16 protein-coding genes and 1 tRNA gene are annotated in these 15,187 nt (G+C 37.2%); 10 read left to right on the plus strand and 7 right to left on the minus strand.

Going from position 1 to position 15,187, the window contains the following annotated elements:
- Positions 1–41 precede the first annotated feature (41 nt).
- From lnt to VB691_RS17325, 5 genes are all read left to right on the plus strand, one after another.
- Positions 42–1,619 carry an apolipoprotein N-acyltransferase gene (lnt, locus tag VB691_RS17305; RefSeq protein ID WP_323292759.1) on the plus strand — a complete coding sequence of 526 codons (1,578 nt, stop codon included), beginning with the start codon at positions 42–44 and terminating at the stop codon, positions 1,617–1,619.
- 67 nt (positions 1,620–1,686) lie between these two features.
- The gene (locus tag VB691_RS17310; protein ID WP_323292760.1) at positions 1,687–2,097 is read left to right on the plus strand and encodes a DUF3119 family protein; all 411 of its coding nucleotides are present in this window, start codon (positions 1,687–1,689) and stop codon (positions 2,095–2,097) included.
- Between the two features lie 37 nt (positions 2,098–2,134).
- The gene (fabG, locus tag VB691_RS17315) at positions 2,135–2,875 is read left to right on the plus strand and encodes a 3-oxoacyl-[acyl-carrier-protein] reductase (RefSeq protein WP_323292761.1); all 741 of its coding nucleotides are present in this window, start codon (positions 2,135–2,137) and stop codon (positions 2,873–2,875) included.
- A gap of 107 nt (positions 2,876–2,982) precedes the next feature.
- Positions 2,983–3,471: a universal stress protein gene (locus tag VB691_RS17320; RefSeq protein ID WP_323292762.1), complete on the plus strand. Its 489-nt coding sequence runs from the start codon at positions 2,983–2,985 to the stop codon at positions 3,469–3,471.
- A gap of 137 nt (positions 3,472–3,608) precedes the next feature.
- Positions 3,609–3,693 (plus strand) — tRNA-Ser (locus tag VB691_RS17325).
- A gap of 75 nt (positions 3,694–3,768) precedes the next feature.
- On the opposite strand, the gene VB691_RS17330 is transcribed toward VB691_RS17325, so the two are convergent.
- Positions 3,769–4,326 (minus strand): hypothetical protein, encoded by a 558-nt coding sequence (locus VB691_RS17330; RefSeq protein WP_323292763.1) that lies wholly within the window; start codon positions 4,324–4,326, stop codon positions 3,769–3,771.
- Between the two features lie 71 nt (positions 4,327–4,397).
- Complete coding sequence (locus VB691_RS17335) at positions 4,398–5,477, minus strand: RuBisCO accumulation factor 1 (protein ID WP_323292764.1); 1,080 nt, start codon at positions 5,475–5,477, stop codon at positions 4,398–4,400.
- Between the two features lie 127 nt (positions 5,478–5,604).
- Between VB691_RS17335 and VB691_RS17340 the strand changes: the two genes are divergently transcribed.
- Together VB691_RS17340 and VB691_RS17345 are read left to right on the plus strand one after the other, a co-directional pair.
- Positions 5,605–6,435 carry a carbon dioxide-concentrating mechanism protein gene (locus tag VB691_RS17340; RefSeq protein WP_323292765.1) on the plus strand — a complete coding sequence of 277 codons (831 nt, stop codon included), beginning with the start codon at positions 5,605–5,607 and terminating at the stop codon, positions 6,433–6,435.
- A gap of 48 nt (positions 6,436–6,483) precedes the next feature.
- The gene (locus VB691_RS17345; RefSeq protein WP_323292766.1) at positions 6,484–7,101 is read left to right on the plus strand and encodes a 2OG-Fe(II) oxygenase; all 618 of its coding nucleotides are present in this window, start codon (positions 6,484–6,486) and stop codon (positions 7,099–7,101) included.
- Positions 7,102–7,189: 88 nt separating this feature from the next.
- On the opposite strand, the gene VB691_RS17350 is transcribed toward VB691_RS17345, so the two are convergent.
- Entirely contained in the window at positions 7,190–7,834 is a 645-nt protein-coding gene (locus VB691_RS17350; protein WP_323292767.1) for a histidine phosphatase family protein, read from the minus strand.
- A 499-nt stretch (positions 7,835–8,333) separates the two neighbouring features.
- On the opposite strand from VB691_RS17350, the gene VB691_RS17355 reads away from it, so the two are divergent.
- Positions 8,334–9,053, plus strand: a complete 720-nt coding sequence (locus VB691_RS17355; protein ID WP_323292768.1) for a helix-turn-helix transcriptional regulator — start codon at positions 8,334–8,336, stop codon at positions 9,051–9,053.
- A 355-nt stretch (positions 9,054–9,408) separates the two neighbouring features.
- A complete protein-coding gene (locus VB691_RS17360) occupies positions 9,409–9,846 on the plus strand; it encodes a hypothetical protein (protein WP_323292769.1) in 438 nt (145 codons plus the stop codon).
- On the opposite strand, the gene hypE is transcribed toward VB691_RS17360, so the two are convergent.
- Both hypE and VB691_RS17370 read right to left on the minus strand, forming a co-directional pair.
- Entirely contained in the window at positions 9,843–10,889 is a 1,047-nt protein-coding gene (hypE, locus tag VB691_RS17365) for a hydrogenase expression/formation protein HypE (protein WP_323292770.1), read from the minus strand. The genes VB691_RS17360 and hypE overlap by 4 nt on opposite strands.
- A 7-nt stretch (positions 10,890–10,896) precedes the next feature.
- Positions 10,897–11,469, minus strand: a complete 573-nt coding sequence (locus tag VB691_RS17370; protein ID WP_323292771.1) for a Uma2 family endonuclease — start codon at positions 11,467–11,469, stop codon at positions 10,897–10,899.
- 145 nt (positions 11,470–11,614) lie between these two features.
- Here VB691_RS17370 and VB691_RS17375 point away from each other — a divergent pair, with 145 nt between their 5' ends.
- The gene (locus tag VB691_RS17375; RefSeq protein ID WP_323292772.1) at positions 11,615–14,314 is read left to right on the plus strand and encodes a DNA methyltransferase; all 2,700 of its coding nucleotides are present in this window, start codon (positions 11,615–11,617) and stop codon (positions 14,312–14,314) included.
- 7 nt (positions 14,315–14,321) lie between these two features.
- Here the strand turns inward: VB691_RS17375 and VB691_RS17380 are convergent, their stop codons facing one another.
- Positions 14,322–14,657 (minus strand): XisI protein, encoded by a 336-nt coding sequence (locus tag VB691_RS17380; protein WP_323292773.1) that lies wholly within the window; start codon positions 14,655–14,657, stop codon positions 14,322–14,324.
- On the minus strand, positions 14,645–14,899 hold the full coding sequence (locus tag VB691_RS17385) for an element excision factor XisH family protein (protein ID WP_323292800.1): 255 nt from the start codon (positions 14,897–14,899) through the stop codon (positions 14,645–14,647). Before VB691_RS17385 ends, VB691_RS17380 begins: the two co-directional genes overlap by 13 nt.
- Between the last annotated feature and the right edge of the window lie 288 nt (positions 14,900–15,187).

Below are 15,187 nucleotides of genomic sequence, written 5' to 3' on the forward strand. Positions count from 1 at the left end.
TAAGGAATTTAATCTTCTATTAATTCCCTATTTCCTAACCAATGAAAATTTTATTAGTCGCTTTCAGTGGTTTATTAATGGGGTTGACAACTGCCCCATTTTCTGCTTTTTATTTGGCTTGGATTTCCTTAATTCCCTTGTGGTTATTCACAATTTTAGATGATAAAAATAACCCTAAAATAACTCTAAAAAAATTTATTTTCAGTCAAAAAACTTTGATAGCATTTGTTTGGGGATTTTGTTATCATGGTTTTGCTTTATTCTGGATTACAGGAATTCATCCTATGACTTGGATGGGAGTTCCTTGGTTAGCAAGTTTATTTATTGCTGCATTTTGTTGGATTTTTATTGCAGTTTGGGGGGCAATATTAGTTACTTTTTGGTCAATTTTAATTCGGTTATTTAATCTAAAAAATACCAATAGATTAGGCTTTAAAAATGGATTAATTAAAGCAATTTCAAGGGTAATAGTTGGGGTTGCTATTTGGTGTTTATTAGAATTAATTTGGAATCAAGGGGCTTTATGGTGGACTTCTTTATCTTATACTCAGAGTCCCAATAATTTAGGCATTTTACAACTGACTAAATTATCAGGTTATTCAACCGTAACTGCTGCTATTGTAGGGGTTAATGGTTTGATAGCAGAGTCCCTTATCTTAGGGCAAAAAAAGGATAAAAATAAAGCTCAATCTTTAAGTTTATTAATCACAGCAATTCTACTTTTTTTTAATTTACATTTACTTGGATTCTTATTATATAATCAACCTATTATTACTGATAAAAATCAAGCCATTAAAGTCGGAATTATTCAAGGAAATATCCCCAATACTATTAAACTTTATCCTGAAGGATGGAAAAAAGCCATTGAAGGTTATACAAAAGGTTATGAAACATTAGCCAGTCAAAAGGTTGATTTAGTGATTACCCCAGAAACAGCTTTACCCTTTGATTGGAATTATATTGTTAATAATAGTTCATTTTATCCAGCAATTTTAAACAAAAAAGTCCCTGTAATTTTAGGAGCATTTGGCAGTCAAGGAACAAGTTATACGAATAGTTTATTGATGATTACAGGAACAGGAAAATTATTAAGTCGCTTTGATAAAGTTAAATTAGTGCCTTTAGGTGAATATATCCCTTTTGAAAACATTCTCGGTAAAATCATTAATAGACTTTCTCCCTTAGATAGTCATTTAGCAGCAGGAAAACCGAGTCAAATTTTTAATACTCCCTTTGGTCAAGCTATCATAGGAATTTGTTATGAATCTGCCTTTAGTGAGCATTTTCGTCGCCAAGCAAAAGCAGGAGGAGAGTTTATTATTACGGCTTCAAATAATGCCCATTATAGTAAAATAATGCCCGCCCAACATCATGCACAAGACATCATTCGCGCCATTGAAACTGATAGATGGATGGCCAGAGCAACCAATACAGGATATTCTGCAATTATTAATCCTCACGGGGATACTTTATGGATATCTGATATTAATACTTACCAATTACATCAAGAGACAATTTATCGCAGAAACACCCAAACTTTATATGTTAAATGGGGAGATTGGTTAACAATAATATTATGTATTATTTCAGGGTTTTTGGTATTGTTCACCAATGAATAATGAATAATGAATAATGAATAATGCTAAGATAAGACTAATTATCAGAAACCCTAGATTTAAAAACCCTATGACTTCTATTACTTCTTCTCCTATCGGTGAAAAAACCATTGAATTAGCTCCCAGCTACAAAATTCCTTTAGTTTTAATCAGCATAGCTATTCCCCTTCTTCTAGTGCAACCTTGGGCAAGCTTACCTTTAGCCCTGTTTGGTCTATTTCTATTATTACAAACAGTAACTATCCGCTTACAGTTTACCCCAACCGCCTTGGATATTTACCGTTCCAGTAAACTCCTTCGCCGCTTTCCCTATACAGAATGGACAAACTGGCGCATTTTTTGGAGTCCCGTCCCCATTTTATTCTATTTTCGGGAAGTCAACAGTATTCACTTTCTGCCCATTATTTTTGATCCCAAAACCCTAAAAACTTGTTTGGAAGAATCCCCAATAAAGTCTAACTCAACCAGTGACAACTCATAGGATAATTATACTTATGGGTTATTTATTTTGATAAGATATGGATTACACAGAACAAGTGGCGATCGTTACAGGAGCATCACGGGGCATTGGCCGGGCAATAGCCCTAGAATTAGCCAAGACAGGGTTAAAAATTGTGGTGAATTATGCCCGTTCTAGTACCGCAGCCGAAGAAATTGTTAAAATAATTATAGAAGGGGGTGGAGAAGCGATCGCCGTCCAAGGAGATGTATCTCAAGGGGAAGATGTGGATACCCTCGTCAAAACAACCTTAGATAAGTTTGGCCGCGTCGATGTTTTGGTCAATAATGCCGGAATTACCCGTGATACCCTGTTAATGCGGATGAAACCGGAAGACTGGCAAGCTGTAATTAATCTTAATCTGACAGGGGTTTTTCTTTGTATCAAAGCTGTTACCAAACCCATGTTAAAGCAAAAATGCGGACGGATTATCAATATTGCCTCAGTGGTTGGACAAATGGGCAATCCTGGTCAAGCAAATTATAGCGCAGCCAAAGCTGGAGTGATTGGGTTAACCAAAACTGTGGCCAAAGAGTTGGCCAGTCGTGGGGTAACATCTAATGCGGTGGCCCCTGGGTTTATTGCCACAGATATGACGGAAAAGGTCAAAACTGATGATATTTTGCAATTTATCCCCTTGGGACGGTTGGGAACTGCCGAAGAAGTGGCCGGAATGGTGCGTTTTTTAGCCACTGACCCCGCCGCAGCCTATATTACCGGACAGGTGTTTAATGTAGATGGGGGAATGGTTATGGCCTAATAAGTAAAAAGTGAGAAGTCAACCCACCCTACCCTCCCAGGAGGGGAAGTAATAAGTATGATTTTTCTATGGGTTTAGGGACTGAAATTTATCAGGGAGAATAATCAATGTATCAAAAGATTCTTGTTGCTTTGGATATGTCAGAAATGGCAGAAATTGTCTTTAATCATGGGTTATCTTTGGCGAAACAGGAAGATAATACTCTGTTATTTTTACTTCATGTTCTGTCAGGTGAAGAAGAAAATAGTCCCTTACCCATTCCCTCTGATTTAAGTGAATTATATCCCGCTGTGGGTAATGATTTAACCTTAGAAACGTGGCGAGAACAATGGACAGCTTTTGAAAAATCTGGCATTGAAATGTTAGAATCTCATAATAAAATTGCCAAAGATGCCGGGATAAAAACCGAATTTCAACAAATTAATGGTGTTCCTGGTTCAAGCATTTGTAAAACTGCCCATGAATGGCAAGCTGATGTTATTGTTATTGGTCATAGAGGACGTTCAGGACTGCAAGAATTTTTGTTAGGAAGTGTCAGTAATTATGTGTTACATCACGCCGCTTGTTCTGTGTTAATTGTACAGCCTTCTCGTTAAAAATTAGAGCCTATTTATCAACAAAAATTAAATCATTCTTGGTTCGCTGTCCTTAAAAATGGGGGTTTTGTGATTTTTAAATCATACTGTTCACGATTCACGGTATAATAGGGAATAATGAGTAAACCCGACCCCCTGGAGAGGTGGCAGAGTGGTTGAATGCGGCAGTCTCGAAAACTGCTTTGTCGCAAGACAACGAGGGTTCGAATCCCTCCCTCTCCGCTTTTTAGAAGTCAGAAGTCGTAGGGGCTTAATAATATTAAGCCCCTACAGGTTGTTGAGTAAACTTGAGAAATGCTATATATATTTAATGAGTCCATATAAAATAATTATTCCTAATAAAAGAGAAGACATTAATAAAGGCATAACATTAAACATTCCCAAAATAATTAAAATTAATCCTAACCCATCAGCACATAAAATAGTCAGCTTTTGAGATATTCCCGAAGATTGAATCATTATTTCTGCTGAGGGTTGGAGTTGAATTTTGGCAAATAGATTAAAGAAAATCAAACTAATTAAAATAACTATAGCCCCCCAATATAGGGAAAAAAAAGCAAGATAAAAACCCAATAATTCTATAATTATCGTCACCATAGTAACGACAAAAAAATCATCAAGGCGATTATCTTCACACTTTTCTTTGACAATTATAATATTTTCTAGGTCTATAAAAGCCATTCTAGCTTGTTCCAAACACATCAAAAAAAGGGTAAATGCCAATAATTGATGACTTAAAGGATTATTAAAAATTTGCCAAAGAATACCTAAACTTGCGGGAAAAAACAACAAAAATATCAATGATCTATTGTTAAATAAGGAAGAAAAAATAAATGGGTTTTGTTGATTTTGCATAAATTTTAATCTGCTCTAACTTCTCTAAGGGCTTAATATTATTAAGCCCCTACTACTGACTTTTGACTTATTTAATCATCCATTTGCCAAGCTTCTAAGAGATTATTTTCATCAAAAATCTTCTTAGGACGTAACACAATAACCACTTGACCCAATAAAGGAATAGATGGTTGTTCAGAAAACCATTTAAAGGTTAATTCTCCCTCATCTTCCACCAAAAAATAACTGTTATCATCCCAATCAGTTATGGCCAGATCAATTAATACTAAAACCTCCTCTGGTTTCCCTGGAATAGACTGAGGTAAGCGATCGCTTGGGGTAAAAATAGCGACAGGATTAACCGATTTTAAGACTGCCTGCCACCCTGGAAGGGGAACTATTGATCCTTTCCCAGAATAGGACACAGAATTAAAAGGCCCCACCTTGTCCAATGGCCTCACCCCTTCCACCTCATTTTTGCTCAAAGGAAGGGTTCCCACCAGGGGAACGATACAAGACATCTCTTGTTGCTCTTCCAAGCGGTAGAGGGGCATTAATGGTGCGCTACGCTGAGGAATTGCAGTGAAGTCCGTGAGTAATTTTTCAATAGCTTCCCTTGCTGTCATTGAATGGGCAAATTTTAACCCTTTGGCAATCAAACGGGTACGATCTTGGAGATCCTTTTTTTGTTTCCCTTGTTTCCAACATTGATAGGCGATCGCGTCCCCAGGATGAAGAGTAAAATTAGGGGGAAGTTGAGGCAGCCGGGAAAAGGTTTGAAAGGTTTTAGCCACCTCTTTCGTATCAAGATAATCCAAACCCTTATCTTTCGCTAATTGGGCCACTATAGCTCGCTGTTCTTGGTTGAGAATGCGTAATTCGTAGAGAACATCACTTTTAGGGCCCCGATAATAACTTAGTAGGTCTTCCGATACTTCCGATATGACCAAACTTTCGTAAACTTGGGCCGCGACAATAATTAAGTTTTGCTGACTTGCTTGAAACCCCGTTTGTTCAAAGAGGGTTTGGCTGTTATATCCTGCTTGTTGTAGCTGATGACAGGTTTTTCCCCAGTCTACCCAGGTTCCCTCTTTGTGCAGGAGCGATCGCAGCATTTGATTAGCTTCTTCTTCGGAAAGTTGGTTAGATGTGTCTTGGGGCTGATCGTTCATATTACTCAAAGTTATCACAAGCTTTAGTAATCTTACAGCAATGATTAATGATAACGCGATACACTAAAGGATATGGAAACAATCTATTGACCGCTATAGATGCCTTGGAACCGCTTAATTTTCTTACATGACTAAACTTGCAGCTTCAAACCCACGCCAAGCCCCACGACAACGCATGAAATCATCTGACTTACCCAGTGATAGCGCCCTCGGACTTGTTTCAACCCATAGCTTCCCTGCCATTGTGGGAACCGCAGATATGATGCTTAAGTCGGCGGACGTAATCTTAGTCGGCTATGAAAAAATTGGCAGTGGCTACTGTACTGCTGTAATCAGAGGAAAGGTGGCTAATGTTCGTCTTGCTGTTGAAGAAGGGGCAAAAACAGCCGAAAAATTTGGTCAACTCATTTCTAAGTTGGTCATTCCCCGGCCCATGCCTAATTTAGAAGCAATTTTTCCTATTGGTAGTCATTTAGTGGAAATTGCTCAACAACAACAGGGTTATAGTCGCTTAAGTAACCGCTCGATTGGACTGTTGGAAACGAGAGGGTTTCCGGCAATGGTGGGGGCAGCAGATGCCATGTTAAAGTCCGCCGATGTTCAATTGGCTTCCTATGAAATTATTGGGGACGGGTTGTGTACGGCTATTATTAGGGGTTCGGTGGCTAATGTGGCTGTGGCGATTGAAGCAGGAATGCACGAGGCGGAGAGAATTGGGGAACTGCACGCGATGATGGTCATTCCTCGATTATTGGAAGATCTTGAACATACTTTACCTGTGGCTAGTTGTTGGGTTGACCAAGGGGACGCATTACCGATGTTGATGCCTACTACGGTGAAACAACGGGAATTAATTGCTTTACCAGAGTTGGAAAAAAGACCTTTGGTCATGAAGAAACCTGCCGAAATTGTGGAACCTGTGGAAGTAGAAGCGCAGGAAACATACGAGGATTTTTAAACCTGTTATGATAGCTAAGATCAAAATATTACATATTAGCTTCCTAAGTTGTCCTACTATCATCAATATTCTGAAGCGTTTTCTCCCAAATACTTGAGTGAGTTACAAGGGCAAATTTTAGCCTCTCCTTATTTTACGGTTAATAATCTTAATCGTGATTTTGTGGGAACTAAGGGGTTTTCTCTTGTCTTCCAGCGATCGCATTTAAGCAATGTTATACAACGCTTTCCTTACTTCAAACTTTATCTAAACCGAGCCATACAAGAAGACTGTAATGCGTTTTACCTCAACCCTCTATTACTAGAACAGGGTTCTCGCGTAGATCCTCACATTGATCGTTCTTTGCGTTCCTACTGTGACAAGATTTTACCACCTCTTGTGGTTAGTGTTCTTTATATTCAGGTTCCCCTAAATTTAGAAGGGGGAGAATTGATATTGCAATCAAAAAAACGCCACTTAGGACAAATTTCGCCCCAAATTAATACTTTATTATTTTTTCAGGGAGATTTAACTCACTCGGTTAACCCTGTTAAAACCCCTGGTATTCGTTTGAGTCTGGTTTGTGAACAATACAATCTTGATGAGTCACAATTAAGAGAAATTCCCGAAATTAAATTAGAATCAAGGGCAATTAAACAGAAGCAAAAAGTAAAAAGCAAAAAGTAAATGCTGATACCCTAAAGGGTTCAGGTATCATCCCCAGGCTTTAGACTGAGGGAATATGAAAAAATGAAATAGCCCTGTAGCAAAATCATCAAACAAAGCGAATATCATCTTCAGTTTCAGTCAAATGGGATGTATCACCCTGTAATTTTATTTGCCAATTATTCCCCTCTTTTACAATTTTAACCAAACAACATAAAGAGGCTTTAAATGGTGGATTTTTTGGGATTAATCCTTGAGTAGTTCCTATCACTGATGCACCATGACCAATTAATAAAATATCTTCAGAATGATTTGTAACTAATTGCTTGACAATTTTAGCCATTCTCATCATCATTGTTGTTTTATTTTCGGGATATTCAGGAACAAGATAAGATGAATAATTCCAGTCAATCCGAGGATAGTCTTTTTCTAATAATTCCCTGGGCTGGATTTCTGGATTTTCACTCATCCACTCAGGATTATGCCATTCCCCTAAACCTGCTTCTAATTTAATGGGTAAATCAAGCATTTCTGCTACTTGATTTGCAGTTTGAATCGTTCGTAAAAAAGGTGAGGCGAAAATATGCGCTATCTTCTCTGATTGTAGTCTTTTTCCTAATTGTTGGGCTTGAATTACCCCATCTTCTGATAAAGGGGGATCATAACGTCTGACGGCAGTATTAAACCACTCAGGATTAACAAAATCTAGACGGTTCCCATGTCTTGCGATCCAAACAGTTTGTTGAAAGGGCATTGCACTTTTACCGGATAAATATTGATGCTATATGTCGGGTTCACAAGTAATAAGTGTTAAGTAATAAGTATGATTTTTCTTCATAAATAAAGAGGCTTTATACCATAAGAGGGCTTGATATTTCATTATTACTTTTTACTTTTTACTTTTTACTAAAGCCCTTCGGGCTTTGGTAAAGGTGTTAGGAAAAATCATGTAACAAAAAAGAAACATTTCACGCTTAACTAATTTTTGGTCAAGACAGGCCTGAGATTTTAATTTTTGATCATAGCACAGGGGGGTCAAATGGCGCAAACTCATTTGCTTATTGCTAATAATTCTCAGAGATTTTCCCTGACTAAGCTCTTAATTGAATAGATTAAAAATTCAAAACGATTTACAAGATTTAATAACAAAAAATTATCTTATCAAATTTTCAAGGGGTTGAGGGGATCTAAAAATGCTGTGACCAAGTTGAGGTAAACTCAAAATGATAGTCATGTTTGTAATTATAACTTTTATGAATCAGACAACAACCTATTCCGTCAATCATCAACAGTTATCCCAACTGATGCAATCAGCTAACATCAGCAATTTTGAGCAATTGAGTGAGGTTTCTGGGGTATCTCAATGGCAGTTAAATAGACTGCTGGTGGGGTTAATGCCAAAGCTATCTATTGAAACCCTATTGAAGTTATCTAAAGCCTTAAAAGTCCCCTTAGAACAGTTACTGGTGCGCTTTGAAATCGATGACTCCTTAACTGAAGATTGGCAAGTAGACAGCAAAGTAAGCTCATCGGTTACTCCTTCAATTGCCGAGCATTTACAACAAGAATATCAACATCTACAACAACAATTAAAACAACAAAAAGAAACCTTAGAAAAAGAGTTTCAACAATCAAGTTTAGCTGTCTTAGAATCTTGGTTGCTTCAATGGCCAACTGCGGCAATTGTTGCTCAAAAAAATCCCCAACTTTCTGCGGTGAAATTATTACCTTTAGTCAAACCTATTTTTGAGTTACTGAAACAATGGGGACTAGAAATGAATGCCACCGTTGGGGAAACTATCCCCTATAATCCGCAATTTCATCAACTCTTAGAAGGGGGAGGAACCGCAGAACCTGGTGATCTAGTGGTGGTGCGTTACGTCGGTTATCGTCAAGGAGGCAAATTGTTACATCGGGCGAAAGTTAGTCCCGTCAAAAAGGACGAAGAATCAGGGCTGTTGAATTCTCCCTGACCCTAAACCCCAGGCTTAAGACTGAGGGTTACGACTCAGGACTTAGGCAACGACTCTACCTGTAGGGGCAATTCATGAATTGCCTTTACAATAAGACATTATTTATGTTGAAGAACAACAGTATCTAACCCCTAACACCTACTTTTTTGTTACAAAATTTTATACAATATTTCAATTTTCTCTAGATTTGGGGGTATTTTGTCAGAATAAAATGACATTTAGGAAAAAAGGCTCGTTTTCGTTACATTTGATACTTACAGTAAGGACTACCTCTTTCTATGCTTAATGGCTAAGGTGTCTGATCAGTTTGTCTTGATCAGGCTTTTACCTAAGTTGAATTGGGAATTAATGACCTATGGCCCATCACGGAATTTTCATGCTTCTAGAAAAATATCCCCATTTACGACCAATTATTGAACAAAGCCGTTTTTTACTGGGATATACTGATGGCCGTGCTGATGGCAAACAAGTACCTGTATTTTTGCTGCGTTCTCCTTGGACTCAGTTTTGTATTTGGGCCACCGCTAATGATTTACTGATTCCTGCTGGTGGGGTGTTAGTGCTGACAGATGATCCACAATGGAGTCTAGAAAGTCACTGGAAAGCTTACAGCTTAGTCAGCAATCGTCCTAACACTCCCCTCACCAGAAATACTACCAAACGGCATTATCATGGTCGTCAGCGACGGGAAAATACAGTTTCTTCTATGACAACCTTGGCCGCTGAAATTGCCACAGAAGCTGTGCAAAAATCTTCATCCCGTACGCGGGAAATGAGTCCTTTGCCTAATTAACAAATTCTGGGTAATTGTTCCCCACTTAACATATCAACGATACGGTTTGCCCCAATTTTACTCTCTAAGGTGACTAAGCCTGTTTTAGTTTTTTCTGGGGCAACTTGACCAATAATACAAGCATCTTGAGCAAAAGATTGCATGATTTCTAAAGCTGTATCGACGGAATTTGGGGGAATAAACGCCACAAATCGGCCTTCATTGGCCACATAAAGGGGGTCAAATCCCAATATTTCACAAGCACCCTGTACGTCTTCTCGCACCGGAATCGCTGTTTCTTTGATGTTAACAGTTACGCCAGCACTAACGGCGATTTCGTTTAAGGCACTGGCTAACCCTCCTCGCGTCAAATCTCTTAAACAATGAATGTCAACCCCTTGATTGATCATGGTGAGAATAATTTGATGCAGGGGGGCGCAGTCACTTTCGATGGTGGTTTCAAATTCTAATCCTTCCCTTACTGCCATGATCGCAATACCATGACGACCGAGATCGCCACTAAGTAAAACTAGATCTCCTGGCTGCACACTTTGAGGGGCAATTGTTTGATTGTGTTCAACAATTCCTACTCCTGCGGTATTAATAAATATACCGTCTCCTTTACCACGATCAACTACTTTTGTATCTCCTGTAATAATCTTAATGTTAGCAATTTTAGCAGCTTTTTGTAAGGATTGAACTACCCGCCATAGGGTTTCCATCGGTAGTCCTTCTTCTAGGATAAATCCTACACTTAAATATAGGGGACGGGCCCCACTCATCGCTAAATCATTGACAGTTCCATTAATGGCTAAACTGCCAATATCTCCCCCAGGAAAAAAGAGGGGATGAATCACATAAGAATCTGTTGTAAAGGCGATTTTATCCCCAGGAAGGGTGATTACAGCAGAGTCATGAGGGGGGGAATCATTAGAGGTTTTAAAGGCAGGAAAAAACATCTTTTCGAGTAACTGCTGCATGAGTTTACCACCCCCACCATGAGCGAGTAATACTTGGGGATATTGATCGAGGGGAATGGGACAGGAAAGGCTAAAATTACTCATTTTTTTATCACATTGCCTCGAAAATATTAACAGGAGTGAGCTTTAATTCTGGAAATTGTGGAGAAACAATAGGAAAATTACCTAAAAAATTATCAACTTCAATATATTGTTTGTCTATTAATTGTAAAACTAACACTGTTTGTCCTTCTGGATCAATAATCCAATATTCAGGAATAACACAATCTTGATATTGAATACGTTTAGCAATGTAATCTCTATTTCGTTGTAATTCCCCAGAACTGACGACTTCAATGACTAATAAAGGGGGAGGCATCAATAGACGAATGGTATTGCGTTTAGATAATAAATTAATATGTTCTTCTTGAATAATAGTTAAGTCAGGATAACGGTTTCTGGGTTCCCCTCTCACCTCTAATTCTAACCCATGACCTCGCACTCTATCAGTTCCGATCAGAAGGGAAAAAAACAGAAAAAGACGGTTAGCAATTTGCACATTAATTCCTGATTCTGGAGGCATTTCTATCAACTCTCCATTAAACAACTCATAGAGTTTATCTGTATCATCCTCATAAGCTAAATATTCTTCAAATGTCTTAAATTGATGTTTAAGTTCTAACATGAGAGAAAATGGAGGGTTTTACTCTCCTTTGTTATTTTGGTAAATTTTTCTAACTTAGTTAAGTTATCCGGTTGAGGGGGGTTTAAAATGCACAATATACCCACCATACCTTATCACTTTGTGATTCTACCCCATTTTTTTGATTATGTCAAGTTATACCCCTGAAAGTTTAGATAAATTCATTGATTTTTGTCAGCAATATATTACAGGAAAAGAGAGAAAAGAAGCACAAATCTTTTTAGATAGATTTTTTCAAGCTTTCGGTTATCAAGGGGTATTAGAAGCGGGTGCAAGTTATGAGGAAGCGATTAAGAAAGGCAGTCAAAAGGGTAAGACAGGGTTTGCTGATTTAGTCTGGAAACCTCGCGTTTTAATCGAGATGAAAAAGCGTGGAGAATCTTTAGGCAAACATTATCCCCAAGCCTTTGAATATTGGACGCGGTTAGTGCCGGATCGGCCTCGTTATGTCATCTTATGTAATTTTGATGAATTTTGGATTTTTGATTTTAATTTACAAATTGATGAACCTGTTGATATTGTAGCACTTTCTGACTTAAAGAATAGGGCTAGTGCTTTTAATTTTATGGAGTTGGGCAACCGTACTCCTGTATTTAAAAATAATCAGGTTGTGGTGACGGAAACCGCAGCGAGACGCATGGGGGAATTATTTAAAATTTTACAGAAACGGAGTAATAAAAGTGGGTTTGATGAGTTGACGGCACAGCGTTTTATTTTGCAGTGTGTATTAGCAATGTTTGCGGAAGATCGGGGGTTATTGCCGCGAGATTTATTTTTAAGTTGTGTTCAAGATTGTTTGAATGGGGAAAGTTCTTATGATGTTTTGGGTGGTTTATTTCGGGAAATGAATCAAGTTGGAATTACTCCTGCGGGACGATATCAAGGGGTAGATTATTTTAATGGGGGTTTATTTTCTCAGATTCATCCTATTGAGTTAACGAGTAAGGAATTGGAGTTTTTGGAAGCAGCAGCACGTCAAGATTGGAATAAGATTCGTCCTGCTATTTTTGGCAATATTTTTGAGGGGACAGCGAATGAGAATGAACGTCATACTTATGGCATTCATTATACGTCTGAAGCGGATATCATGAAGATTGTTCGGCCTACTATTAGTCGTTATTGGGAGGAGAGAATTGAAGCAGCAGGAACAATAGGAGAATTGAATCAATTACAGTTAGAGTTACAGGGATATAAGGTTTTAGATCCTGCTTGTGGTTCAGGTAATTTTTTGTATGTGGCTTATCAAGAATTAAAGCGTATTGAACAGTTATTGTTAGATAAGATTACCAGTCGTCGGAAGTCTTCTAATGAACAAATGCAGATGAGTTTTGTTACTCCTAAGCAGTTTTATGGTATGGATATTAATCCCTTTGCTGTGGAGTTGGCTAGGGTGACTTTAATGATTGCAAGAAAGGTGGCTATTGATAAGTTTGAGTTGACGGAAAATTCTTTGCCTTTAGATAGTTTGGATGACAATATTGTGTGTACTGATGCTTTATTTACAGATTGGATTAAAGCTGATGCTATTATTGGTAATCCTCCTTTTTTGGGTGGTTATCGTATTCGTCAAGAATTAGGAGATAATTATGCAGAAAAAGTTTTTAGTAAGTTTTCTGATGTACAAGCACAAATCGATTTTTCTAGTTATTGGTTTCGTTTAAGTCATGAAAATATAGAAGGAAAAGGAAGAGTTGGACTTGTTGCAACTAATTCTATTAGTCAGGGAAAAAGTCGTGTTGCTGCCCTTGATTATATTACCAACAATGGCGGTTATATTTATGAAGCAATCTCAACTCAACCCTGGTCTGGAGAAGCAAATGTTTATGTGAGTATTATTAATTGGACAAAAGAACTACCAATCAAGTCATTTTTAAATAACGATATTGTTACTAAAATTAGTTCAGCATTAAAAACAACCACAGATATCTCTAGTTCTCAACAGTTAAAAGTGAATCTTAACTATTCTTTTGTTGGGACACAACCTAATAGTAAAGGATTTTTAATAACGGAAGAAATTAGTGACAATTGGATACAGTCTGACAGTCAAAATAGAGATGTATTAAAGTTATTTTCTTCAGCAAAAGATTTAGCTAGTAATCCTCATGGAAAACCGAGTCGATGGATTATTGATTTTGCCAATATGAATCTTGAAGAAGTCAGTGAATATAAACTCCCTTTTACTCATGTCAAAGAATATGTTAAACCAGAAAGAATTAATAATCGTGAAGCTGTTTTAAGAGAAAAATGGTGGCGGTTTAAACGAACTAATGAAGCGATGAGAAAAGCACTAAAGAAAGTTAATTTTTATTTGAATATTCCCTGTCATTCAAAATGGTTTATTTTTCTGACTGCTGAAAATTCTTGGCTTCCTGGTAATTCAACTGCTGTTGTTACTTCACATGATTTTTATATCTTAGGTATCCTCAGTTCAAAAGTTCATAGACTATGGATAGAAGCACAAAGTTCAACTCTTGGAGAGACAACTCGTTACACCCCTAAAACTTGTTTTGAAACCTTTCCTTTCCCTCAAACTCCCTCATCTAAAACCGTTGATGATATTCGTAAAACCATGACCAAACTCCATGAATATCGTAGCCAACAGATGGAAAAGAAACAATGGGGAATTACCAAACTATATAACGCATTTTTTGATGAACCCAGTAGCAAACTTTATCAACTCCATCAACAACTTGATAACTTAGTTATGGAAGCTTATCAATTTAAACCTGATGATGATATCTTAGAGAAGTTATTAGGATTAAACCTAGAATTAGCAGAAAAAGAAAGTCAAGGAATATTAATTATTGGCCCTTGGTCGCCTGTTTAATTAAAGTTTATTGTACAGCAAATTCAGTTTTTTGACGAACATAAGGAGGATGAAAAGCAAGAACTATATTTCCTTTAGGAATACCTAAAGCAATGAGTTGTTCTGTTACACTTTCTTCAAATCCATCGAAATAAATCCAGATTTTTTCTCCTCTAATTTCTCCATGAAATAGACAAGCATGAATATGTTTTTTACCTTCCCATCCTTCATTAATCAGCAAAAAATGATTACGATCTTGACTGACAATTACCATACTGTTAATCTGCTGATTATTTTCAGTCAGTTGGGCATATTTCCTTAAGTTTTTGTATAGTAATTTTCGATAAGTTTCTAATTGATCCATTTGACTATTTCCTCTTTTTGTGCATCAAAAATTAATAATTTTATATGCTGAAATTCTAAGACTATCTGGACAATTTCTTCTGTAAAAAAATCGACATAAATTTCTTCACGAACGGCTAAATAGAGAGTGCGTAATGGTTGTTGTTTTTGAATGAGAGATGCGTAGAGAATATATTGTCCTAATGCGTTTTCTAAGTCTTTAACTAATGAAGGGTTAATAAAGCTTTTAATTTCTACTGCAATTTGTTTATTCTTTTTCTAAAGCCATTCTCACACTATCATGATATAGATCTTTAGCTGGCATTCATTTTGTAGGGTTTACATAACAATTGTGAACAAATAAATTGTAACATAGGAATTTTACTTGTGACATATCGGGTATTTATAAAGTAAATATTAAGGTAGGTGCAAATTTTCTTAATGGTGGGTTATGGTGGACAATTAATTAACAAATTAGCTGCATAGGATATCACCACCTAACCCACCCTACTCATCTACTCATCTATAATAAGCTAGAAGCTTGTGCTACTG

Origin of the sequence: Crocosphaera sp. XPORK-15E (genome assembly GCF_034931425.1) — a bacterium.
Taxonomy (GTDB): domain Bacteria; phylum Cyanobacteriota; class Cyanobacteriia; order Cyanobacteriales; family Microcystaceae; genus UHCC-0190.